General features: G+C 63.5%; 18 protein-coding genes. 10 read left to right on the top strand and 8 right to left on the bottom strand.

From position 1 onward, the window contains the following. Positions 1-21: 21 nt before the first annotated feature. A complete protein-coding gene (locus tag A9995_RS06840; protein ID WP_233998121.1) occupies positions 22-1,434 on the bottom strand; it encodes a carboxylesterase/lipase family protein in 1,413 nt (470 codons plus the stop codon). 152 nt (positions 1,435-1,586) lie between these two features. Between A9995_RS06840 and A9995_RS06835 the strand changes: the two genes are divergently transcribed. Next, positions 1,587-2,438 carry a TetR/AcrR family transcriptional regulator gene (locus tag A9995_RS06835; protein WP_067610683.1) on the top strand — a complete coding sequence of 284 codons (852 nt, stop codon included), beginning with the start codon at positions 1,587-1,589 and terminating at the stop codon, positions 2,436-2,438. Here A9995_RS06835 and A9995_RS06830 read toward each other — a convergent pair. Further along, positions 2,435-3,025, bottom strand: a complete 591-nt coding sequence (locus A9995_RS06830; protein ID WP_067610681.1) for a TetR/AcrR family transcriptional regulator — start codon at positions 3,023-3,025, stop codon at positions 2,435-2,437. The two genes, A9995_RS06835 and A9995_RS06830, sit on opposite strands and share 4 nt — an antisense overlap. Before the next feature lie 165 nt (positions 3,026-3,190). On the opposite strand from A9995_RS06830, the gene A9995_RS06825 reads away from it, so the two are divergent. Beyond that, a complete protein-coding gene (locus A9995_RS06825; RefSeq protein ID WP_233998120.1) occupies positions 3,191-4,681 on the top strand; it encodes an MmgE/PrpD family protein in 1,491 nt (496 codons plus the stop codon). Between the two features lie 56 nt (positions 4,682-4,737). Here A9995_RS06825 and A9995_RS06820 read toward each other — a convergent pair whose 3' ends face one another. Further along, a complete protein-coding gene (locus tag A9995_RS06820; protein WP_067611032.1) occupies positions 4,738-5,916 on the bottom strand; it encodes an amidohydrolase family protein in 1,179 nt (392 codons plus the stop codon). Positions 5,917-6,129: 213 nt separating this feature from the next. On the opposite strand from A9995_RS06820, the gene A9995_RS06815 reads away from it, so the two are divergent. From A9995_RS06815 to A9995_RS06805, 3 genes are all read left to right on the top strand, one after another. Then, positions 6,130-6,972, top strand: coding sequence for an acyl-CoA thioesterase II (locus A9995_RS06815; protein WP_233998119.1), 843 nt, complete (start codon positions 6,130-6,132; stop codon positions 6,970-6,972). Beyond that, positions 6,969-8,006, top strand: a complete 1,038-nt coding sequence (locus tag A9995_RS06810; RefSeq protein WP_067610675.1) for a phosphotransferase family protein — start codon at positions 6,969-6,971, stop codon at positions 8,004-8,006. The genes A9995_RS06815 and A9995_RS06810 overlap by 4 nt, the downstream gene beginning before the upstream one ends. 327 nt (positions 8,007-8,333) lie before the next feature. Then, positions 8,334-8,768: a VOC family protein gene (locus A9995_RS06805; protein WP_233998118.1), complete on the top strand. Its 435-nt coding sequence runs from the start codon at positions 8,334-8,336 to the stop codon at positions 8,766-8,768. Between the two features lie 88 nt (positions 8,769-8,856). Here the strand turns inward: A9995_RS06805 and A9995_RS06800 are convergent, their stop codons facing one another. After that, the gene (locus tag A9995_RS06800; protein ID WP_067611028.1) at positions 8,857-10,488 is read right to left on the bottom strand and encodes a carboxylesterase/lipase family protein; all 1,632 of its coding nucleotides are present in this window, start codon (positions 10,486-10,488) and stop codon (positions 8,857-8,859) included. Between the two features lie 17 nt (positions 10,489-10,505). Next, a complete protein-coding gene (locus A9995_RS06795) occupies positions 10,506-11,651 on the bottom strand; it encodes a dihydrodipicolinate synthase family protein (RefSeq protein WP_067610673.1) in 1,146 nt (381 codons plus the stop codon). A gap of 227 nt (positions 11,652-11,878) precedes the next feature. Here A9995_RS06795 and A9995_RS06790 point away from each other — a divergent pair, with 227 nt between their 5' ends. Continuing rightward, entirely contained in the window at positions 11,879-13,462 is a 1,584-nt protein-coding gene (locus A9995_RS06790; protein ID WP_067610671.1) for a carboxylesterase/lipase family protein, read from the top strand. A gap of 164 nt (positions 13,463-13,626) precedes the next feature. On the opposite strand, the gene A9995_RS17005 is transcribed toward A9995_RS06790, so the two are convergent. Beyond that, positions 13,627-13,839 carry a hypothetical protein gene (locus A9995_RS17005; protein ID WP_067610669.1) on the bottom strand — a complete coding sequence of 71 codons (213 nt, stop codon included), beginning with the start codon at positions 13,837-13,839 and terminating at the stop codon, positions 13,627-13,629. Positions 13,840-14,315: 476 nt separating this feature from the next. Between A9995_RS17005 and A9995_RS06780 the strand changes: the two genes are divergently transcribed. The 3 genes from A9995_RS06780 (at position 14,316) to A9995_RS06770 (ending at position 16,956) form a co-directional block, all read left to right on the top strand. Further along, complete coding sequence (locus A9995_RS06780; RefSeq protein WP_145916841.1) at positions 14,316-15,008, top strand: DUF1826 domain-containing protein; 693 nt, start codon at positions 14,316-14,318, stop codon at positions 15,006-15,008. Further along, on the top strand, positions 15,005-15,394 hold the full coding sequence (locus tag A9995_RS06775) for a MerC domain-containing protein (RefSeq protein ID WP_168157345.1): 390 nt from the start codon (positions 15,005-15,007) through the stop codon (positions 15,392-15,394). The genes A9995_RS06780 and A9995_RS06775 overlap by 4 nt, the downstream gene beginning before the upstream one ends. A gap of 101 nt (positions 15,395-15,495) precedes the next feature. Continuing rightward, positions 15,496-16,956 carry a DUF3526 domain-containing protein gene (locus A9995_RS06770; protein ID WP_067610665.1) on the top strand — a complete coding sequence of 487 codons (1,461 nt, stop codon included), beginning with the start codon at positions 15,496-15,498 and terminating at the stop codon, positions 16,954-16,956. Between the two features lie 14 nt (positions 16,957-16,970). Here A9995_RS06770 and A9995_RS06765 read toward each other — a convergent pair whose 3' ends face one another. Together A9995_RS06765 and A9995_RS06760 are read right to left on the bottom strand one after the other, a co-directional pair. Continuing rightward, positions 16,971-17,945 carry a GGDEF domain-containing protein gene (locus A9995_RS06765; protein WP_067610663.1) on the bottom strand — a complete coding sequence of 325 codons (975 nt, stop codon included), beginning with the start codon at positions 17,943-17,945 and terminating at the stop codon, positions 16,971-16,973. Between the two features lie 32 nt (positions 17,946-17,977). After that, positions 17,978-20,872, bottom strand: a complete 2,895-nt coding sequence (locus tag A9995_RS06760) for a pitrilysin family protein (protein WP_067610661.1) — start codon at positions 20,870-20,872, stop codon at positions 17,978-17,980. Between the two features lie 224 nt (positions 20,873-21,096). Between A9995_RS06760 and A9995_RS06755 the strand changes: the two genes are divergently transcribed. Further along, complete coding sequence (locus A9995_RS06755; protein ID WP_067610659.1) at positions 21,097-23,271, top strand: TonB-dependent receptor; 2,175 nt, start codon at positions 21,097-21,099, stop codon at positions 23,269-23,271. Positions 23,272-23,296 lie beyond the last annotated feature (25 nt).

Below are 23,296 nucleotides of genomic sequence, written 5' to 3'. Positions count from 1 at the left end.
TTTTTTCTCTCTTTTTAGAGTTCAGCTTGCGGTCTTCTCCGGACCGTCAGGCATCGCATCCGCCGGAACCGCGCGCAGGCCGTTCGCCTCGATCAGCACAGCCGATCCACCGGGCTTGTAGGGCTGCCAATCGAAGCCTCCCGCGCATTCGAAGTTGCGGGCATTCGCGGGCATTTTCACAAAGGCGACCCAACAACCATTCACCTTCTCGGCGAGGTCGCGATCGTCACTGTCGGCTTTTGGCCCGCCGAAACTGGACTGGTCGATGGAGTCGAATGTAAACATGAGTTCGGCCGAGTGGATCGGCCCGCTGCGCCATTCCGCCGCGCGTAATGCGGGGGTGTGGTCGAAGCGATAGAGAAAGGCAGGCGCACCTTCGTCTCCTGCAAGGCCAGCGAAGGTCCGCGCAGCGCGAAAGCCCCCCTCCCCCTTGTTGGAACCCACCAGCAAGGGCACATCGACTTCCGTCCCTGCCTTCAGCGCATCGATCGTGGACACCGGCTTGAAAGCTTGGTCGTGGTTAAAGAAGAAACCGGCCCGCAACGCTTCGGATGCGGCAAAGGTCTGCGATGAGATGCTGCGCAACCCATCGGCCGTAGCCCCTCCGTCGACGCCAATGGTCGACAGCGCTTCTATCGCCATTTTCTCGGCATCCGCCTTGGGGCGGTCCGGCAGCAGCAGACTTCCGGATTGCACGATGGCCTTGTGAAAGAGCCCCTGTGCCGAGGGCAGCGAAAGCAGGTTGGTCACGATGCCTCCGCCTGCGGATTGGCCGGCCACGGTCACCGCTCCGGAATCGCCACCGAAATTGGCGATATTGTCACGCACCCATTCGAGCACCGCGACACTGTCCTGAAGAGCGTAGTTTCCCTGTGGTTGATCCAGGCTATCTGATTCCAGCGCGGGATGCACCAGGTTCGCCATCGCGCCGAGCCGGTAATTTACACTGACAGTGATAACGCCCTGCCGCGCGTTGGCCGTCCCATCATAGGATCCCAGACTGCCCGCTCCGAGGAAGAACGCCCCGCCATGAAACCAGACGAGCACGGGTGCATCGGCCGCTCCTTCGGGTGCGGTGATGGTCAGATAGAGGCAGTCTTCCGACTGCGCTCCGTTCACGCCGCCGAAATTCGCCACGGTGGTATCCAGATCGACCGGCTGCGTGCAGGCAGGCTCGTGGGCCGTGGCGGCCCTGACACCTTGCCACGGCTTCACAGGCTGAGGGGAACGCCAGCGGCTCTCACCGACAGGAGCCGCCGCATAAGGCACGCCTCGAAATACAATTACGGTATTCTCGCGGGAACCCTGCAAGGTGCCGGCGGCTGTTTGAACGTGGACCGGATCAATCGCCCCAGGCATCTGCGCCTGTGCAGCGAATGGGGGCCACACCGCAAAAGTCAGTGCGCCCAAGAGCGCCTTGGCGTCCCCCGTCATATCCCTCTCCCTTTAACTCCGACTCCTCCGTAGCGCGTTATTTACGATCTAACAATATGGCGTTTCGAATATGCGGTATGATCTCGGTTCGCTTGTCGGTAACAGGCCATTCTGGTGGACAAGCGCCCCGTCGAACGCCTATCTTCGGACCCATGGAGATCACGCGCTCCCAATTGTTCGACCAAATCTGGTCAGAGCCGATGGGTGCGATCGCCTCTCGGTATGGGCTGACCGGCAACGGCCTCGCCAAGATTTGCGACCGGCTGAATATTCCACGCCCGCCCCGCTCGCATTGGACGCGCAACCGGGATGCGCGGAGCCAGCGCCCCATCCTGCCGGCGGCGCCCATCGGCCTGAGCGAGTCTTTGGCGTTGGGCCCGCGACAACCGCGGCAATCGCCCGGCAGCCGCACCCGGATGTCGGCCGCGCAGAGGAAAGAGCAGCTGATGGACGCAGCCAGCAGAGTCGCTCTGGCGGACGGGGTGTCGGCAGTAACCGTGCGCGAAGTGGCGCAGCGGGCGGGCATCAGCGAGACGCAGGCGCATAACTGCTTTGGCGGCCGAACCGATTTGCTCGTTGCGCTGGCCAGGCGCGAAATCAAGGCGCAGGAAAGCCACCGGCGCAAACGCATCGCGCGCGGCTCAAGCCATCGTACGCGCGTGATGCTTTCGACGATCAGCTATCTGCACGAGGCCGCATCGCGCGGACCGCTGCTTCAGATGCTGCTGCGCTCTCCAGAAGTGCGCGAGGCCCTGAAGGATGAACGAGCCGAGAGGGGCGAAGTAGCCAGGGCACCCATCCTCAGGCAATTGGTCGCCCGTGGTGGCATGGATATGGCCAGCGCCCGCGCCTCGACCGTCGCGCTCACTGCCGTATCGCTCAAAGCCGGGGGAATCGTTGCAAGCCGTCGCGCCCCCTTCCGCCTGGTCGAGGAGATATGCCTCACCATCGTGATGGGGGGCGTCGACAGCGACGAGGCGGTCGCCGCAGGCGAACCAGGCTAGCCCGCTTCTGCCAACGCGAAAGATTCAAGTGACGCCTGGACAAGACGCCGGCAGGTAGCTTCCGCTGTTTCGCGATCGATGTCCTGGCTCTGCACCATTCGGGCAAGCGCCTCGGGAATGGCCGACGTCAGTTCCAGCCATACAAACGATTCTCGAGGAGCGAGATCCAGCGCACGCGCGGCCTGGCTTGCCAAAAAACGCAACAAACGGCGAAAGCGCAACTGGCTCTCGGCACCCAGTGGACTATCCTGATGCCGCTCACGCAGGATCAACAGCAGGACCGGGCCTGTCTCGATCAGATATCCGAGATACGCGGTGTACGTCGCGACCGCGCGGCTCGCAAACGACCGGCCCGCGTCGCCCATCGGCCGGACCACTTCGTCGAGACGTTCGAGGTGCGACAAGAAGATCGCGTCCAAAATCGCCGGGACGCCGTCATAGTAAACATAGAGCAGGCTCCGGCTCACGCCGATGCGGTCTGCGATGTCATTGAGCGACATGCTGAGGGAGCGGGTTTCCAGCATCAGCGCCTGGGTTGCAGTCAGCACCTGCTGCGCCCGATCCCGATCGTTTCCCAAGCTGTCCATCCTATGGGTCTGTAGCGCCTATGCCACTCTGACAAGCCCGAAACGCCGTATCGACCAGTCCCTTTAAGCTTATTGGTTTGACCGTCAACAGGGCTTCCGTCAAAGCTGCCCGCGAAACGATTGGAGAGGATCGGGATGAGGGTTAAAATGACAAGACGTGGCGTAATGAAGACCGGGTATGCGACTGCGGCGCTAGCCGCGACGCACGGCTCACTCGCCTTGGCGCAGTCAAATTCGGGATCCCGTGTCGAAGGCGCGGCGGATGGCGAGTGGCGCGAAATCACCCCCGCTCTGACCGCGTATATTGCGGGCGCTGCCAGCCACAGCATTCCAGCCGGAATCCGCGAGCGCGCACGCTTGCACATCCTCGACACCCTGGCTTCGATCATCGCCTGCAGTTCGCTGGAGGCTGCCGAACTCGGGCGCGCCTATGCTGCGGCGATGTCCCCGGGTGGCGGCAGCGATATCCTCGGTTCGCGGCAAACCGCATCGCCGGTCGATGCCGTGTTCGCTTCGGCGATGACGGCCCATGCGGCGGAGATCAACGATTTCATCCCCTCGGCCTACGTTCAACCCGGCCCCGCGATCGTGCCGGTGGCGATCGAAGCGGCGCGCACGAACGGGCGCACGGGCTCCGAGTTCGTCGGTGCGGTTACGGCAGGGTACGAGATTGCCGGTCGGCTTCCCAAGGCCATCGGAACGCGAAATTTGTATCTCGCCGGGCTGGCCAATCACGGCATCGCGCCGACTTTCGGTGCTGCGGCAGCCAGTGCGGCCATGATGGGGCTGACCGCCGAGCAGGTCGACCACATGCTCGCCTATTGTGCGCAGCAGGCCTCGGGATCGTGGCAATGGTTGCTGGACGTGCGGCATATAGAAAAGGCCTTTGTTTTCGGCGGCATGGGTGCGCGCAACGGAATGCAGGCTGCAACTATGGCGCGGCTCGGCTTCACCGGGGTGTCGGACAGCTTCGACAACGAAAACGCCTGGTTTCGCTGGCGCGCCTTTCAGGGCGAAGGCAAAAACCATGCCTCGCTGGTCGAGGGACTCCACCAACACTACGAGCTCTCGCTCGCGGCGATGAAGCGCTACCCAGTCGGCGGCCCCACGCAACCGGCGGTGCGCGCCTTGCTCGACCTGCGCAGCACGATCCGGCCCGAGCAGGTCGAGGCGATCGTAGTCGACATGCCCGGCGAGGCGGCGACCTTCGAGCGCGCCAACATGCCCGCGCTAAACATCCCCTACCTAGCGGCGATCATCATGCTCGACGGGAGGCTCGACTTCGTCGACGCGCAATCGCTCGAGCGGCAGAAAACCGACGAACGGGCGAAGGAATTTGCGCGCAGAGTGACCGTGGTTCGAGACGAGGCGCAGGAGACCGGTGAAGGCGAGGACCGTACCGAAAGTGCACGGGTAACCGTCCGGCTCGCCGATGGCACCGAACGGGAGCGCTTTGTGGCCTATGTGCCCGGCTTCCCGACCCACCCCCTCTCCAAACGCGAAGTCGAAGAAAAGGCTCGCGAACTCGTCGAGCCGGTGCTCGGCATGCCAACGGCCGATAGGCTGGTCACGCTGTGCGACGAACTCGACGACGCGCCGTCGATCGATCCCATCGTTGAACTGATGCGCTTCGAGGGCGGGACCTCACGGAGTTGACGCACGAAGGGGATCATCTCGCGATGCTCCCCTCCGATAGCGTCAGATTTTACGATCTACTCGGCTGCCTCGGCCATGGACTCGCCGGGGCGATACATCATGTGATCGTAGTTCGACCGGTAGAACATGTCCTTCACATCCTCGTCGAACGCCTCGAGCGAGGCCTCGAATTTGCCAAACGGGTCCTTACTCCCTTCCGGGTGCGGATAGTCGCTGGAAAACAGGTACAGCTCAGGCGCGCTATCCCGGATCATGCGCCCCACATCCTCGTTCGGGAAAGGCGTAAAGCGCACGGCGCGCTTGATATATTCGGATGGCTTGAGGTCCATCGCCTTGAGATACTGGTCCGTCCTGCTGAACGAATACCAACCATGATCCAGCATGCGGAGGAATTCCGGGACCCATCCCGCGCCGCTTTCGATGACCCCGCCACGCAGGTCGGGAAACCGCTGGAAGACGCCGTCATAGACCATCGCAGTCAGGAATTCCTGCGGCGCGTACCATAGGCACAGAAAGTCCGGGAAACGCAGGTTCTCGCCACCACCATGCAGATCGGACGAGCGTTCGCGGCCGTTGTTCTTGAACTTCGCTGGCTGGGTCTTCGTACCCGGTCCGATGTGTAGCATGAACGGGATTTGGGTCTCCTCGAGGAACTTCCAGAACGGATCCAGATCGGGGTGGCCGGGGCTCTTGTCACCAGCGGGTCCGGCGCTGATCATCACCGCCATGGCCCCTGCGGCAACCGCCCTCTGCGCTTCGGCGAGCGCGCGGTCCGCATCGTCGAGCGGAGCGAAAGCCACGCAGTCCAGACGCGGATCGGCGTTGCAGAAATCCTGTTGCGCCTTGTTGAGCGCCGTGGCGGCGGCATACCGCTGGTCGTCATCCGCCGCCTTGCTGATCGCGCCGAGACCGAAGGTCGGGAACACCAGCTGGCTGCTGAATCCCAGCCAGTCGAGCGCTTCGACCCGCTCGTCCTTGTCGAAACCGCCGTAGCCGAGCCAACCCTTCGCACCCTCGATCGGGTTTTCGAGCGCCTTGGCGCGCGCTTCCGGATCGGCTTTACGAGCCTTTGCGGCGTCGATCATCTTGACGATCCGTTCGCCGCCTTCGCGCTTGGAATACACTTCGGAATACATCTCCTTGTACTCGCCCTCCAGATAGGGGGCGAGCCAGTCCTGCGTCTCCATCGTGTGTGCGTCAGCGTCGTTCACGACGCGGCCTTTGGTGTAGGTCATCATGCTCTCCTGAATTCTCGCCACGCTTATTCCATACTATTTGTTAGGCCGTCAATCCATTTCAGAAGGGCTCTGTTCTATGGGCAAATGTGCGCAGATAGCCGTCAAGCCGCGCTTGAAATGTGCCAATCGTTCGAATATCGAGTATGGAAATGAAAAGGGAGAGGGACGATAATCGACCTACCGGCGATACTCGCGGTCAAGCCTATCGATGTGGAAGAATACGAAGGCGAGCCGGGGCCTGCGATGGGGCCGCGGCTGTTTGGCGGGCAGGCCGTCGCGCAAGCCTTGCTGGCCGCTGGCGCCGAAGAACGCGATGGTCGCCTCCCCCATTCCCTCCATTCCTATTTCCTGAGGGCGGGATCGAGCGCGGTCCCGGTCCAATATAAAGTTACGACGCTTTCCGAAGGGCGCAGCTTCGCCACACGCCGGGTGGAGGGCGTTCAGGGTGAGACGATCATCTTCTCCATGATCGCGTCTTTCCAATCGCCGGAAATCGGGTTCGCCCATGCGAGTGCGGCTCCTTTCGAATTGAACGTCGACGCGGCGCTGCAGAACCTTTGCAGTTGGCAAGAGCGCAACGCACACGCGGGCGATTCGCCGATCATCGACCGGCTGCAGAACCGCCCGATCGAGATCGTCCCGCTCGATCCGGGTTCCTTGTTCGGTACGAGTGCGCGTGAGCCAAAGACCGGCGTGTGGATGCGTATGCGCGATCCCGCCGGGCGCGATCCGCTGCTCCAGCGCGCGCTTCTGGCCTATGCCTCGGACATGATGTTCCTGCGCAATGCCATGTTGCCGCATTCCATCCGCCCGGGCAGCAGCAAGGTGCAGGCGGCCTCGCTCGACCATGCGATCTGGTTTCACGAGACGCCCAATTTCGATGACTGGCATCTGTTCGCCACCGAGAGCCCATGGGCCGGTCATGCCCGTGGCCTCAATCGCGGGCATTTCTATGACCAGGCCGGACGAATGGTCGCCACTGCCAGTCAGGAAAGCCTGATGAGACCGCAAGGCGAAACGCTGGATAACCTGCAGGGGCTCACGAACGGATGACTGACGAGCCAATCCACTCCGATCTCGACGCTGCCGCGCTACAAAGCTGGATCGACGGGGCGCTGGGCAGGTCTGAACGGATCGAACGGATCGCAAAATTCACCGGCGGCCAGTCCAATCCGACGTACCGCATCGAGACCGCCGCCGGCGCGATGGTCCTGCGCCGAAAACCGTTTGGCAGTTTGCTCCCTTCCGCCCATGCGGTGGAACGGGAATATCGCCTCATCGATGCGCTTCATGGAACCCCGGTTCCCGTCGCCGCCCCGCTGGCCCTGTGCGAGGATCCGGATGTCATCGGGTCGCCATTCTATCTGATGAAAATGGTCGCGGGGCGCACCTTCTGGAACGGAGCCCTTCCGGATTGCGCCCCCACCGAACGGCGCGCGATATACGATGCGGCGATCGATGCGCTTGCCGCGCTCCACGCGGTCGACCCCCAGGCTGTCGGGCTTGGCGATTTCGGCGCGCCCGGCAATTACTTCGTGCGGCAGGTAGGCCGCTGGACCAAGCAGTATCGCGCGGCGCAGACGGACGACATCCCCGAGATAGAGCGGCTGATAGAGTGGTTGCCTGAAACCCTGCCCCAGCAGGACCGTACATCGATCATCCATGGCGATTATCGCATCGACAATCTGATCTACGCCCCGGATGGCCCCCAAATCCTCGCCATCATCGACTGGGAACTCTCGACGTTGGGCGATCCGCTGGCCGATTTCGCCTATCTGGCGATGAACTGGGCCATGCCGCATGGCGAGCGCGGTGCGCAACTGGGCGGGCTGGACCTGCCCGCTCTGGGCATCCCTACACTGGAAGAAGCGACCGAGCGCTATTGCGCGGCCACGGGGCGTGACAGCGTCCCCGATCTCAACTGGTTTTTCGCCTACAATCTGTTCCGCCTGGTCGGCATTATCCAGGGCATCAAGAAACGCACGCTGGACGGCAACGCGTCGAGCGCCAATGCCGAAGCGGCCACATCGCGCATCGTGCCTCTTGCCAGACAGGCCTGGGCCTTCGCGCAAAAGGCGCAGATTTAAAGAACACCATGTCGCTATTCGATCTGACCGGTAAGGTTGCTATCATCCCCGGTTCGAGCCGCGGCATCGGCATGGCAATCGCGCAGCAGCTTGCTGCACACAGAGAGAGAAGGTTGCAATCTCCAGCCGCAACCAGGAAGACTGCGATGAGATTGCCGCCAGCATTTTCGGCAAAGCGCAGCTCAAATATCTGGTCGAGCGCAACAACGAGCGGCTAGGCCCGGTCGAAATCCTGGTCTGCAACGCGGCCTCCAACCCCCATTACGGCGGGCTATCGAGCTCGCTTCCTACCGACCTCCCGCCTGACGACCAAAATCGACCTACATCATGAAGGAACCCGCCATGACCGATCCATCTCCCGCCCTGTTCACCTTTTTCAAGCTGACCGTGTCCGACATAGAAAGTACTACGCGTTTCTTCGTCGATGGCTTCGGCATGACGCACGCCGACACCGTGGATACGCCCCAATTTCGCGAGCACATGATGACCGGCAAGAAGGGCTCGGCCACCATGGTCCTGTTTCAGTGGAAGGATGAACGCGGGCTCGAGAACGGCAATGGGTACGGGCCGGTCGGCATGATCACGCGTACCCTCGAGGCCGATCTTGCCCGCGCGATCGCAGCGGGGGCTCGCCAGAAAGGCGAGACGATAAGTTTCGGCCCTGCGCGAATAGCCTTCGTTCTTACGCCGGACGGGCACGAAATCGAAATGATGCAGATGAGCGCGGGCGCTACTGCAGCCGGCGAGGCCACCGCCCGCTAGGCGACCGCCTCGCAACCCCTACCCGTCGGCGCCCCTACCCGTCGGTGCCCCTACCCGTCGGTGAACGCGAGGTGCGCCCGAGCACGGATCATTCTTGAGCGGGACCTTCCGGCAGAAGAGGCTGGAGCAATTCGCGCTCTCTGCCATCCGGATCGCGCACGACAGCGGGATCGATGTCGAAGATCATCGTCGCGCGGTCCTTGGTGTCGTAGGTCGGCCAGCGCGGCAGCGCGGGCGTGTTCGGATTGCCGGTGCGGGCAAAGGCGATCCACGAATCCGCCATCAGATCGGCCATCCGTGCGGTCTCCCTGCTTTCAGGACCGGTGTAGCTGGTGGACCGCGCGACATTGTCGAACACGAATGCGATGTCGAGCGCGTGGGGCGTCTCGAGCCGCCCTCCTTCGACCGGGGTCTTCCAGTCGAGCCGATACATGTACACCGGCGCCTGCTGCGCGCTCTTGCGCTCGGCCTGCCGCAGCGCTGCGGCGCGATAATTGCGGAATGTGGCGACCTGGAAGAACACGTCGCTGGCATCGTAATCGGGATGCGCCGCGCGCATGCCCGCGATGATCGCGTTAACATCGGCCTCGCCCAAAAAGGGCGTGAGCTTGGCGGGCAATTGCTCCCAGGTAAGCGTGAAGTTCTCCGGATTTGCGAGCCCGCCCTGCAGGCGCATCTCGTTGTTGTTGGTACCGACCAGCAGGGGAATGTTCGCCGAAACCGGGTTGGCATCGGGCGCATAGGGCTGGCGCGTCAGCGATCGGCCGTCGACGACCGGACGATAATAGGCCGCCCTCGTCCGCGATTTCATCATCGCCACTACGAAATCGTCGATCGGCATCGCGGCCAGATCCGCGACGCTCGACACGCCCGCCGTTTTCATCAGGTCCTTGGCAAGCGGCGTCGCCAATCGGGGTGTGAAGCCCGATAGCGACATCGAGCCCGATTGCGCGATGGCACGATGGAAAAGTCCTCGGGCCTGCTCCATCGCCATCAGCGTCGATACCTTGGCAGCACCCCCGCTCTCGCCGAAGATCGTGACGTTGCCCGCGTCGCCGCCGATCTCCTCTGCGTGATCGCGCACCCATTCCAGCGCCTTGACGATATCGAGGCTGCCCAGATTGCCGCTGTCGGCATATTTCGGATCGTCGGTGATTTCGCCGAGATAGGAATAACCCAGACCGTTCAGCCGGTGGTTGATGGTCACGACCACCACATCCCCGCGTTCGGCAAGGCGCGAACCGTCGTAGCCATTGCTGGATCCGGAACCCGTTACATAGCCCCCACCATGGAGCCAGACCATGATCGGACGCTTCTTCCCGTCGTTCAGACCGCGGGTCCAGACATTGAGGAACAGGCAGTCCTCGCTGGTGCCGACCGTATTCGCCCATGACTGAAAGACCGGCACATCGCCCGACGGGCGCTGTGGGCATTCGCTGCCGAATTGCGTTGCGGGCAGGGGCTGGCTCCATGCCGCTGGATCGCCGGCAAGCTGAAAGCGGCGACCTTCGGTGGAGGCGGCATAGCGCACGCCGCGAAACACGTTCACCGCTTGCGTTGCCCCTTCACGCGATCCGACGACCGGACCGTGGCTCGTCTCGAGCCGCGGCGCGGTCTCGCTCGTCGCGATAGGTGCCTGCGTATCGAGCGTGGCACAGGCTGACAGGCCCATCATGGCGGTCACAGCAGCGACACCGGCGATCACATTTCGAATGGACATGTCCACGCTCCTTCTCATCAGCTTTCAGAGTAGTATGGCAAATCGGAAAGATCGCTTGCGCGGACACCCCGCGCCCAGGCGGACCGCCCGACGACGAACTGTTCTTCCGGGGCCACGACAGGCTCCAGACCGGACGCGACAAAGGCAGCGCGCATTCCCGCGCGCGCCTTCGCATCCAAGACGGGTATGGCCCCGTCCGGTGCATGCCTGTCGCGCGGGAGCAGCCCCCCGTTTCCACCGCTTAGCCATTGGTAATAGCGATTGTGCTGCCAGGGATGCGCACCCTTGCGGATCACAGGCGCCTGCACTCCGAAGAAGTGCGACAGGACCGGCTCGATCTGACGAGCGAGCGCATCCACCTGCGCGGCATCGCCCCCGGCACAGGCCTCGAGCAAGCGATTGCCAAGTTGCTGCTCCGGCGTCTGCACCGCCTCGGCATTCCATTGTCCGCTCCACGCGATCCGGAAATGCCGTGCGAGAAGCGGCAGGAAATCGAGATTGACCGGCCCCATCGACAGCCGGTCTCCGAGGCGCTGGCAAAGCTGCATGGTCGATGTGAGCGAGACGGGCTGCGAAATCTTTACCGCGACGACATTCTCGAGATTGCCGATCCGGTCGTAGACGTCGAGCGGTTGGCCTGCCGGGCCAAGCGACGGGAAGGCTCGCCGCCCGGTGGCCGCATAGAGCATGATCGGCAGCGACGTAGAAGTGATGCGCTGCGCCATGAGGTCGTAGAGCTGGTCCGCGCTGCTGTCGGACGGGTAGGTCGAGGCCAGCAGGACCAGCTTGGCACCGATATCCTCCAGCGCGCCGAGCACCGCGAGGTCGGAAGCGACCTCCCGGCCTGCCAGAATGCCGTGGACCGGCAGGTCGCTTCCCGCCTCGTCGATGACGATGCGGTATAGTTCGCGCCAGTTTGGATCGCCGGGCACCGTCCAATTGATCATCGGCATCGTACCGGAAAAGCCTTGCGCGATGGCATGTCGCACATCGTGGCGGATCGCCTCCTCGTCCAGCGTTCGCCCGTCCTCGCGGAATGTCGGCAAAAACAGGTTCATCAACCCACGCAGGTTTTTCTCGCCCCACACTCGCTGACTCGAATCGGCGGCGGGCTTCAGGCGCCGAACGGTCGGCAGGTGCGCTCCGGCTGTACTGGCCGTCATCAACGCTACGCTACCAGCCAGCGCGCCGCGGCGGTCGATGTGGAAACCCTCCAAATCCTCGTTCTCCCCTCATCCGTGCGCCCATCTTGTCACGAACCATATTTTCCAATTGTTCGTAACACCCTAGGCGATCAAGCCCTCAGGGAACATACCACAAACACGAAAAAGACTTAACACGGGTCAATAACTTGTTCTAGTGTCAAACGCAGGAAGAGGGAGATACCACGATGATGACCCGTCGACAGACACTGGGTTCGGCGCTGGCGCTTGGCGCCATGACCATGGCGAAACCCGCCGTGGGCGCGACCATGTTTCCGGTAGTGGAAACCGCATATGGCAAATTGCGCGGCCTTCATTCCGGCGGCGTCGCCGTGTTCCGCGGGATCAGCTATGCCTCCGACACCTCAGGGGCGAACCGCTTCATGCCCCCCCGGTCGGTCGAACCGTGGGCCGGAGTGCGCGATGCGTTGCACTGGACCGATGTCGCGCCGCAGCTGCCGGGCGATCGGCGGCATACCTATGCCGATCTGATCATGGTCGATCGCAACCCTTCCGGGATGGGCGAGGACAATCTGTCTCTCAACCTGTGGGCGCCCGCCATCGACCCGAACGCGAAGAAACCGGTCATCGTCGTGCTGCACGGCGGCGGTTTCTATTCCGGGTCGGGCAATTCGGTTGGCATGGATGGTGAGCAGATGGCTCGCTTTTCCGACAGCGTCGTGATTGCCATCAATCATCGCCTGGGTGCCTTCGGCTTCCTCCATCTTGCCGAATTTGGCGGCGAGGATTTTGCCACGTCGGGGACCGTCGGCATGCAGGACATCGTCGCAGCGCTGGGCTGGGTGCGCGAGAACGTTGCGTCCTTCGGTGGCGATCCCGACCGCGTGCTGGTCTACGGCCAGTCGGGCGGCGGGGCGAAGACCAGCGTGCTGATGGCGATGCCGGACGGCAAGGGACTGTTCCATCGGGCCGGGGTGATGAGCGGCTCCGCGCTCAGGATGATGCCCCCCGAAATGGCTTCGAGCACGGCGAAGCGGCTGCTGGATGCGCTCGACATCGCGCCCGGAGACGTGCGCAAACTGCAGCAAGTCGCATGGACCACCCTGCTGGAAACTCAGGCCGGACTCGAGGCAGCCGATCGTGCACTCGGGGAGGCCCCCCGCAGTTTCGCGCCAGTGGTGGACGGCATCACCCTGCCCCGCCATCCGTGGGACCCGGACGCTCCAGCCGTGTCCGCCGATGTGCCGATGATCGTTTCATCCGTGCTCGACGAGCGTTCCTATCGCATGGGGAATTTCACCATGGACGAGGGTGAGCTGCTGGATTTCGCGCGCGAGCGGCTCGGCGGACGGGCGGAGGATGCCGTAGCTGCCTATCGCACCGAGGACCCCGATGCCGCACCCTTTCTGCTGGCCGCGCGGCTGGATTCCGATCTGACCTTCCGCAAAGGTGCCTTCGCCCAGGCCGAGCTCAAGGCCAAACAGGGCGGCGCTGCGGTGTGGAGCTATCTCTGGACCGAACCCAGCCCCGCTGCCGACGGGCGGTTCGGTGCTGTGCATGGCATCGATGTCGCCCCCAGCCTCTACAATACCCGCGGCGCACTCAACGGTTCGAGTTCCGCAGCGAATGGTCTCGCCAAAGCCATGGCGTCGAGCTGGGCGGCCTTTGCCGCCAATGGCGATCCCAACAACGAACACGTCCCCGACTGGAAGCCTTACGCGGCTTCCGAAAGAACGACGCTCATCTTCGACAAGGACTTGCGCGTTGAAGCCGATCCCCGTCGGCAATTCCGGAAATTCTGGGTTGAATAAAGCCAAAGCTAGTGGAGAAACGGCGACTCGCCACTCGCAGGGCCAGGGGATTCCTTCGCGCTTCCGACGACAAAGGCATGTCTTGGGTGCGCCTCGCGTTTCTCATGGCGCCGGCCCGGTGGATATCCGAAACCCTCCAGACCGGCGCATAGGTAGTTAGAAGCTCAGGCCGCGGTATCGAACCGCTCGGCGTATTGACCCTCGAGCTTCGCAGCGTAGTTGCGTAACGCTTTGACCGAGCGGTGGTCACGGCGTTGACGGAGGTCGGTGCAGCCGTCGCTTCGCTGCTTGGGTTGTTCTTGCCACAATACGAGCGTTTTGGGGTAGTTGAGCAACAGCTTTTGGGTCGATAGCCGAGCTTCCGGATACGGCTGCATTGCAAGTGATAGGAGACAGTCTCCTAACCGCCCAGCTCGTTGAGCGAGGAGGGTATCGAAATATGGCCCCTGGATTCCCAAACGATACAGTGAAAACTCCGGACAAAATCTCGAGCCTAGATTGTGGGGTAGAAACGGGCATGAAATTGGTGCGGGTGACATTTAGTGGCATCATATAACAGTGGTTCAGAAGATTTGATCGAATCCCTCCGTCTCCGCCACTAATTCGTTCCAGCCGATACGATGGAACCCGTAGCTTCGCGCGGACCTTACTGTTCTGCCATTTCCACTTGATTCCGGCGCCGGCGTGCGGACCCATTTGCTGCGCCGTCGGCGAATGGCAGCCGACGAAGTCTTGCAGCAGGCTTCTGGAAGCCTGTTCTTTGTCCGAACCCTTTGAGACCTCTGCGCCGCCGTCATTACCTCCCCGGTGGGACGGTCTAGCCCATTGCGACACAGCAACCAGTCCACAGTCATTGAGCCAGACCTGCATGCATTCAGAAATTTCCAGATCAGCAAAGGGTGGCGCCGATTCCGGACCAGTCACCTTCGCTGGCGCGCCAACCGCCGGCGGAATCGCGCAACCACCGTCCACTGGCGTATCCGCTCCGGGTCCCGGCGCGATCGGATCTCGGTGGGACGGTCTCGACAGCCCCGAAAGAGCGCTCGCGCTCGAGATTCGCGATGTCGCCCACCTCGCAAGGGCAACCGACCGTCTGTTCGATCGGGATCCTTTTGAATGGATCGGGGCCGGGACGCCCGCCGAAGCGGTCGCAGCACTGGGAATCCTTCCACCGCCTCTGGCTACCGACATTCTGGATCTGGCCACGCGCTTCGACGATCTGATGAAGGCGGGTGGGGTGCGGATCCGGCTTGCGCTTGTGGTCACCAATTCCTGTCGGAAAATCCATTCGGATTACACCGATCTTCGCTTGATAACGACGTACTCTGGACCCGGCACGCAAGTGCTCCCGATGGGCGCGGAGAAGGCGGAGGCAAATCTCTGGTCGATGGCGACCGGATGGATTGGCCTGTTCAAGGGTCGGCTCTTTCGCGAAGGGCACTCTGCCTGCCTGCATCGGTCGCCCCCGGCAGGCGACCTTGGGGTCAGACGTCTTGTTCTGGTCATCGACACACCATCTTCCGCCCCCGAGAGTGCTCTGGCGTGATCATAGCGCGCCGAAAGGTCTCGAACTGGCTCGATGGAGTGGCGGTCTCCGTCTCGACGGCGTGCCTGATCCATTGCCTGGCCCTGCCCGCGCTGCTCGCGATTCTTCCTGCCTGGTCGCGCTGGCTCGGCCTGCCCGAGGCGATCCATTTGTGGCTTCTGGTGGTCGCGCTGCCGCTCAGCTCGCTGGTTCTGTGGCGAGCCGCGCGCCAGTCGGGTCAGGCCTGGCAATCGTTCTGGCTGGGTATGGCCGGTCTCTCGGGAATGAGCGCCGGCCTTCTGGTCGAGGAGCAGTCGGCGGAGACCATCGTCACCAGCATCGGCGCAACGCTGCTCGCCAGCGCGCTTATCATCAATTGGCGGCGGAGGTTTGGTTGCAGCCTCTGATCGACAGGCCTCAGCTCGGTTACGCCGTCCCGGTCCTGAGCCTCTCAGACATTCAACATGGTTACGGTGAGACTCTCGTCCTGCGCGGCTTCAACCTGTCTATGGCCGCCGGGGAACATCGCGTCCTGATCGGCCCTTCGGGTTCGGGAAAGTCGACGCTGATCGCGCTCGCGGTGTGGTCGGGCATCTCGGTATCGCAACGCCAGGATGCGGCGATCGAACGGGTGCAGGCGGCCAGTGCAGCCGCCCTGGCCTCGGTGGCCGAGGTCTATGGCCAGCCCGATGGCGATGCAGGCTATGGCGCGTATTACACCTTCTATCTGACTTGGGATCCGCCCTCGGCACTCGCCTTCGCAGCGGTCGGCCAACGCGACATCCAGCCCTTTGCCCTGCGGGTTCGCGCGCTCGGGCTGCAGCAGCAGCTCTATGAATCGGAGAACATCAATGCCGAGCTCGCGCAGCCGGGGCCGTTCGACTGGTCTTTCGTGCTCATCTATCTGGCACCGCTCGCCGTCATCGTGCTGATGCACGACCTCGTTTCCGGAGAGCGCGAGGCGGGGCGGCTGAGGCTGCTGTTGTCTTTTCCCGGTTCGCGAGGGTTGTGGCTGCGCAGGCTGCTGGCCCGCTATCTGCTCGTGTTTGCAGCGCTTGCCTTGCCGCTGGCGGTCGGCCTGATGCTGATGCAGGCGCCGTTGCTGGCTGGGTTGGGCAGCATGATCGTCGCGGCACTCTACCTCGCTTTCTGGTCGGGGCTTGGGCTGCTCGTGGCGGCATTCGTGCGCAGCTCGGGTGCTGGCGCCGCCAGCCTACTGGGTTGCTGGGTCGTGCTGACGCTGATCCTGCCCACGCTCGCCACCAGCGCGATCAACAGCGCGATCCCGGTTGCCCGCGGAACCGATCTCACCCTGGCACAGCGCGAGGTCATTCACGGGGCCTGGGACCGGCCCAAGGAAGAAACCTTCGACGCGTTCTTCGTCAACCATCCCGAATGGAGCGACACCCCGCCCGTGACGGGCCGGTTCCACTGGAAGTGGTACTATGCTTTCCATCAGGTGGGGGACGAGTCGGTCGCGCCGCAAGTGGCCGAGTATCGCGGCAGCCTGGCAGCGCGCGAACGCTGGACTGAAAGGGCAGGCTGGCTGCTACCGACCGTCGCAACCCAGGTCCTGCTGCATCGTCTCGCTGACACCGATCTTGCCGCCCAGCTGGCCTACCAGGACAGCATCGCCGCGCTTCACCGCCGCATCCGCGGCTTCACCGCCGCATCCGCTATTTCTATTATCCCTATGTGTGCGAGGAGCAGCCCTTCACCGCAGCCGACTTCGAGCGACTTCCCGAATACCAGCCGCGCGCATTCGGCGGGTCGATCGCATTGGGTTCGCTCATCGCGCTTGCGCTCGCGGCCCTGGCGTTGCTCTGGCTCGGCTTGCGCCGCGCCGGTCGGGTCGAGATGGTGCAGCCGACCAAGGGCGCGCGCGAATAGGCACGCCGGCTTTCAGGGTATCGAGACCGCGGGACGACGAGGCCCGCCCCCCGGTCGCGGAAGAGCGGATCCGGCCTGACAGATCGGCCCGGATCAATCCGAGCAGATGCGGTTTCGCCCCTCCGCCTTGGCGCGGTAGAGAGCGGCGTCGGCGCGGTGGATCGCGGCAACGCTGTCGGCATGCTCACCGGTCGCCACGGCGACGCCACCCGAAAAGGTGATCTGACCCATCGGCTGATCGTTTTCGCGCAGCTTGAACTCGCGTTTGGCCAGATCGGCGCGGGCCTGGTCGAGCATTGCAACACCGGCTGCTTTATCGCCGCCTTCCATCACGACCAGGAACTCCTCGCCCCCCCAGCGACCGACGAAATGCGGCGCGCACGCGTTTGCCAGCGACGAGGCGACCTGTTTGAGCACCCGGTCGCCCACCCCGTGTCCGTAGCGATCATTGACCCTTTTGAAGAAATCGACGTCGCACAGTCCCAAAACGCGCGCGCTCCCCTTCTTCGCAAGCCGCTGCAGATGGCGATCGATGGCACGGCGGTTCCCCAGACCGGTTAATTGATCGCGCTGCGCATCGTCGCGCGCGGCTTCCAATTCCTGCCGCAAGGCGGCGACTTCGCTCGCCGTGGCATTGAGGTCGATCTCGGTGGATTTCGAGCGTTCGATCATCCGCGCGACGATCTTGACGGTGCGCGCTTCCTCGCCACCGATGGTTCCCGCTTCTTCGCTCAATTCCCGCGCGAAAGCGCCGGTTGCAGCGGCGGCCGACGATGCGGCCTCACCCAGCTTGATCGCCTGGTGCCGCAGAGCATCCTGCTGGGCATGATCCGGGCTCGCAGATGCCTGCGCGGAGCCTGCGAGGTGAAGTCGGACGATCTCGTCGGCGTGGGTCTGACGGAGGCGGAAACCATCGGAATTGAACGCCTTCACCATCTGACCGATTGGCGATCCGGGGTCGGTCAATGCAATATACGCAAGCGTATAGTTCTCCGGCGTCGGCGCCAGATGCTGGTCGACGAGGAAGGCGAGGGCATCATCGCCCGGAGTGTGGTCGATCTTCGGCATCCGCCCTCTCGATCCAGCCTGCGAGCGCAGGACTAGTCTGCCCCCTCGGTTTCCGGAACCACACGAATCTCGACGGGCTCTGCGCCGGCAAGATATTTGCGTGCCAGATCCCGAATATCCGCGATACTTATTGCGTTCAAAATGTCCAGACGGGTGCGGCGGCGGTCGAGCAGGTCGGTTTTGCTCTGGGCCATTGCGACCAGGTCGAGCCACGCCGAATTCTGCGTTTCCGCCCGCTGATAGCCCGCCTGGATCGGTGACCGCGCGCGCTCGAGCAGATCGGCATCGACTGGATTGGTCGCCATCTCCGTTGCGATCTCACGCATGACCCGGGTGACATCGTCCATCGTCTCGGGGGTTGCCGTGGCAAAGGCTGTCAGGTGGCCAAATCCTGGATAGGTAGATTGCGACATGCTGAAGGCCTGCGGCGAATAGGTCGCGCCCAGTTCCTCGCGCAGGGTTTCGGTCATGCGCAATCCCATCGCCGCGGCGAGTACGTCGCGAGTGATGTCGTCCTTGATGTCCGAACTGTCGTCGGTTGACCAGCTCAGCGCCACAGCACCCTGATCGGGCTCACCGGAGTGGGGCAGCGTGCGGCTGGAGCGATCCGCGACGAATCGCACCGGCGCGGAGGTCTGCGCGGATTCGGTGCGGATGCCGCGCTCGGGCAAGCTGCCAATTGTAGCTGCGACAGCGGCGATGGCCGCCTCGGGATCGAAATCGCCGACGAGCCCCAAAGCGATCGCTCCGCCAGTCAGCTGCGGCTCGACCACTGCGCGCAAGTCGTCGAGCGAAATCTCGGCCAGCTCCCGCGCGTCGGTGAAGCCCAGCCGCGTATCATTCCCGGCGAGCGTCGCGTTCACCGCATTGACGAAGACCTGTACCGGAGCCGAGCGAATGTTCTGTGCGAGGATCGGCGCGATCCCGGCCCATTGTGCCTGCGTCGCGGGCCGCCATGCGGTTGCCGTCAGCCGCGCGGTCAGAAGGTTCAACTGCAGCGCCAGGTCGTTCGCGGTCGTCGTTCCCGCCGACACCAGCCCCGAGCCACCACCATCGAGCCCGAGACTGACTTCCTTGCCCGCCAGAACGCGGCGAAGCTCGTCGGGATCATGGGCTTCGAGCCCATCCACGCTCAGCGCGATCGGGAGCATGGCCTGCAGCCCGGCGACGCTGGCGGGAAAGACGCTGGTTCCCTCGCCGACCCGCATCGAGAAGGCAAGCTTGCCCGGTTCGAAATCGGTCGTCTTCATGTTGAGCTGAAGACCATTGGCGAAGCGCACGGTGCGGATGCCGAGATCCTCGATCGTTTCGTCGAAGACCACTTCGCCCGGTGTTCCCCATTCGTCATAAGCGAAATCGACCGCTGCGGCCTCCACCGGCGCCGCGACTTCGACGGCCGCGCTCTCGGCCAGACTTGCCGCAATCGCGGCCTGTCCGCCCTCGACCGGCTGCTTGGTCGAGACGTGAACCACGCTCGGTCCGCCCTGCCAGGCGGTCTGGAACGCCACACTTACAGTTTCGGCGGTAATGCCGGGCTCGATGGCGCGGTACATCGCCAGGTCGTCAGCGGGAGCGGTCGCCACCGCATCGTTGAGGCTGGCGTTGACCAGCGCATCGGCCAGTCCGGCGCTGGGCCGACCCGTGGCCTGTGCCACGGCATTCTGAAGCGCAGTGGCGATGTTGGCCTTGGCTTCGGCGATCTCGGCAGCGGAGAAACCGTATTGCTCGGCGCGGCGCAGTTCCTGCTCCGCCAGCACCAGCGTGTCGCGCCATTGGCCGTCCTTGGCGACGATCAGCAGGCCATAGGAGCGGGCGCTTCTAAACAGCGGCTGTTCCGCGACCTGTGCGCCGAGCATGGGCGAAGCGGGATCGCGCGAGAGCGCCGCGATCCGGTTCGACAGCGCCACCCCGGCGATCGCGCGCAGCAATTCGCGGCGCTGCGCCTCGATCGTGTTCTCGGCCGGTGACCAGGGGCCGATACGCTGGAGTTCGATGATCTCGGCAATCGAGGGATCGACGAAGTTCGAGATCGCCGGAGTTTCCGAAGCGGTGATTGGGCTGGCGTAGAGATCGCGCCCTTCGCCATCGCCCTCCCAGTCGGAAAAGACCGTTTCGATCTTCTGCTGCATTTCCGCGACGTCGAAATCGCCTACGATCGCCAGCGTGGAGCGCTCGGGCCGGTAATAGGCATCGTAGAAAGCGCGCAGATCGTCTGCCGAGATTTCGCGGATCCGCTCGACATCGGCATTGATCCGCTCACCGAGCCGGGAGCCGGGCAACGCGGCGGCCATATAGTCGGCGATGCGGCGGCGTTGCGGTTCGTTGCGGACCTGCGCTTCGCTCAGCAGGATGCCGCGCTCGCGTTCGACCGCTTCGGGAGCGATCGTCAACTCGCCGGCCATTTCGCGAATGACCGTGAGCGCGGTATCGACCGTGGCAGCCTCGGTGTCGGGCAGCGCCAGCTTGTAGGTCGTGTAGTCGAGCGAGGTCTCGGCATTGGTATCGGCGCCGAAAGCGAGGCCGAGGCGCTCGAGCATGGGCAGCAAGTCGCCTTCGGGAATATTGGTGGTGCCATTGAACGCCATATGTTCGACAAAGTGCGCGGCACCGTTTTCGACATCGGTCTCCTCGCGGCTGCCAACTTCGACATTGAAACGGATCGCCGCCTCTCCAGCCGGGTTGCCGTTGCGCTGGATGGCGTAGCGCATCCCGTTGGGAAGGACACCGAATACCACGTCAGGGTCGGGCGCGAAGTCGGGGCTGACGATCCCCCATTCGGGAACGCCAGCACCGGCACTCGCCTCGGGTGCGGACACCGCCGCCTCGGCGGTCTGAGCGAGCGCGGCTGGCACGCCTGCAAACGACAAAGCGATAGCCAGCGCGAAGCCAGAAGCTGCGGCAGCCGATTTGCGTGAGATGCGACCCATGAAAATTCCCCCTGAACAGCTAAAGACCATCGTCGACCCCACGACGCGCTGTCCCGCGCGTCGTTCTCGACAATCCTTCATGTCGGGGGATAGCGGCGAGATCAACACTAAGTGCGCAAAACGGCGCTTTCCTTTCACCCTTCAGGAATTGAACCCTTGCGCGATGCAGAGAGGCCGCCTACCCAGAATGGGATGTTGTAACATTATACCCCGGAGAATCCCCCTTGAAGAAGTTTGCGCTGCTGGCGACCACTTTCCTTGCCTGCCCGGCACTGGCCCAATCCGCCCCCGAGACGAACCGCGACCCGGTCCATGGCGATGACGATCGCGTCATCATCGTCACCGCCGATTTCATCGACGAGCTCGACATTCTGGCCGGCACTTCGGTGGTCACCGGCGACGATCTGCTGCGCCAGATCGAGCCGCAGATCGGCGACATCCTCGTCAATCAGCCGGGCGTCTCGGCGACCTCCTTCAGCCCCGGCGCCTCGCGCCCGGTGCTGCGCGGGCTGCAGGGCGAGCGCGTCCGGGTCCTGACCGACGGGATCGGAACGCTCGACGTATCCAACACCTCGGTCGATCACGCGGTCACCATCGATCCGCTGGTTACTGAGCGGATCGAGATTTTCCGCGGCCCAGCCGCGCTGCTGTTCGGCAGCCAGGCGATCGGTGGCGCAGTCAACGCGCTGGACCGGCGGATTCCCCGTGCGGTGCCCGAAAACGGCTATCACGCCGATGCGATCGGTTCCTATTCCTCGGCTTATGAAGGCTACAGCGGCAGCGCCGCCGCCGATATCGCGCTGGGCGATCAGTTCGTGTTCCATGTCGACGGCAGCTACCGCAAGACCGAGGATGTCGAGGTCGGCGGCTATGTCCTCTCGCCGAGGCTTCGCGCCGAGCAACTCGCGGTCGCCGAGGAAGAGTTCGAGGAAGGTCATCTCGAAGAGGCCGAGGAGGCGCAGGAATTCGCCGATCGGCGCGGCGTGCTGCCCAACAGCGCGACCGAGACCTACACGCTGGGCGCCGGCTTCGCGCTGATCAACGAGGGCGGCAGCCTTGGCGCATCGGTTAGCTATTTCGACAGCCGCTACGGCGTTCCCGCGAGGCCGGGGGCCGAACACGCGCATGGCGAAGAGGGCGAAGAGGAACATGACGACGATCACGATGACGAGGAGGGCCACGAGGAGCACGGCGAAAGCCCCGTCACGATCGATCTCAAGCAATATCGCGCCGATTTGCGCGGCGAGGTGTTCACCGGCGAGGGCTTCCTGGAGAAGATCAAGTTCCGGGCCGGATTCTCCGATTACGAGCACACCGAGTTCGAAGGCGATGAAGTCGGTACGGTGTTCACGACGCAAGGGTTCGAGACCCGGCTCGAGCTGGTCCAGAACGACCGCAACGGTTGGCGCGGCGTGACCGGTTTCCAGGCGTCGACGCGTGAATTCGCAGCGGTAGGCGCGGAAGCCTTCGTGCCGCCCAACGATACCGACCAATACGGCATCTTCACGCTCCAGGAATTCGAATTCGGCCCGATCGGTCTCGAATTGTCCGGGCGCTACGAGAAGACCGACGTTCGCTCGGACAGCGTTGCAATCGGGCTGGAGGAGGACGCGGTGATCACCGCCGTGGACCGCAACTTCAACGCCTTTTCCATCGCTGGCGGCGTGAATTACGCCATCGCACCCGAGGTGAAGCTGGGTCTCAATCTCAGTCGGGTGGAACGTGCCCCCTCGGCGGAGGAACTGTTTTCGAACGGCCCGCATATCGCGACCCAGGCCTTTGAAATCGGCGATCCCACGCTGGAGAAGGAGAGCAGCCTCGGGGTCGAGGCCTATCTGCGCGGCGAGACGGGAGCCGCACGCTTCCAGCTGGCCGCCTATTTCAGCCGCTTCGACAATTTCATCTACGAGACCGATACCGGGCTCGAAGCCGACGGGCTGCCGCTGTTCCAGTTCCTGCAATCCGATGCCGATTATTACGGCTTCGAAGCGCAGGCCGCCTACGATCTGATCGATCGCGACGGGCTGACGGTGACGATCGACGGTGTCGCCGACTACACCAGGGCCGAGATCGACGACGACGGCCCCGCGCCGCGGATCCCCGCACTGCGGGTGCTGGGAGGTGTCGAGGCCAGCCAGGACGCTTTCGGCGCCCGGGTCGAGGCCGAATGGGTCGCCGATCAGGATCGGACCGCGTCGTTCGAAATGCCGACCGATGGTTATACCATGGTCAACGCCTCGGTTTCGTGGAAGCCGTTCGGCGCGCGCAACGAGACGATGCTGATCCTCTCGGGCGACAATCTGTTCGATGTCGATGCCCGCCGCCATGCCAGCTTCACCAAGGACTTCGTGCCGCTGGCCGGGCGCAACATCAAGCTGTCCGCTCGTCTGAGCTTCTGAGCTTCTGAGCTTCTGAGCTTCTGAG

Source organism: Erythrobacter sp. QSSC1-22B (assembly GCF_001678665.1).
Taxonomy (GTDB): Bacteria; Pseudomonadota; Alphaproteobacteria; order Sphingomonadales; family Sphingomonadaceae; genus Qipengyuania.
Note: the sequence above shows the minus strand (reverse complement) of the source record. Positions and strands in the feature narration are given on the sequence as shown.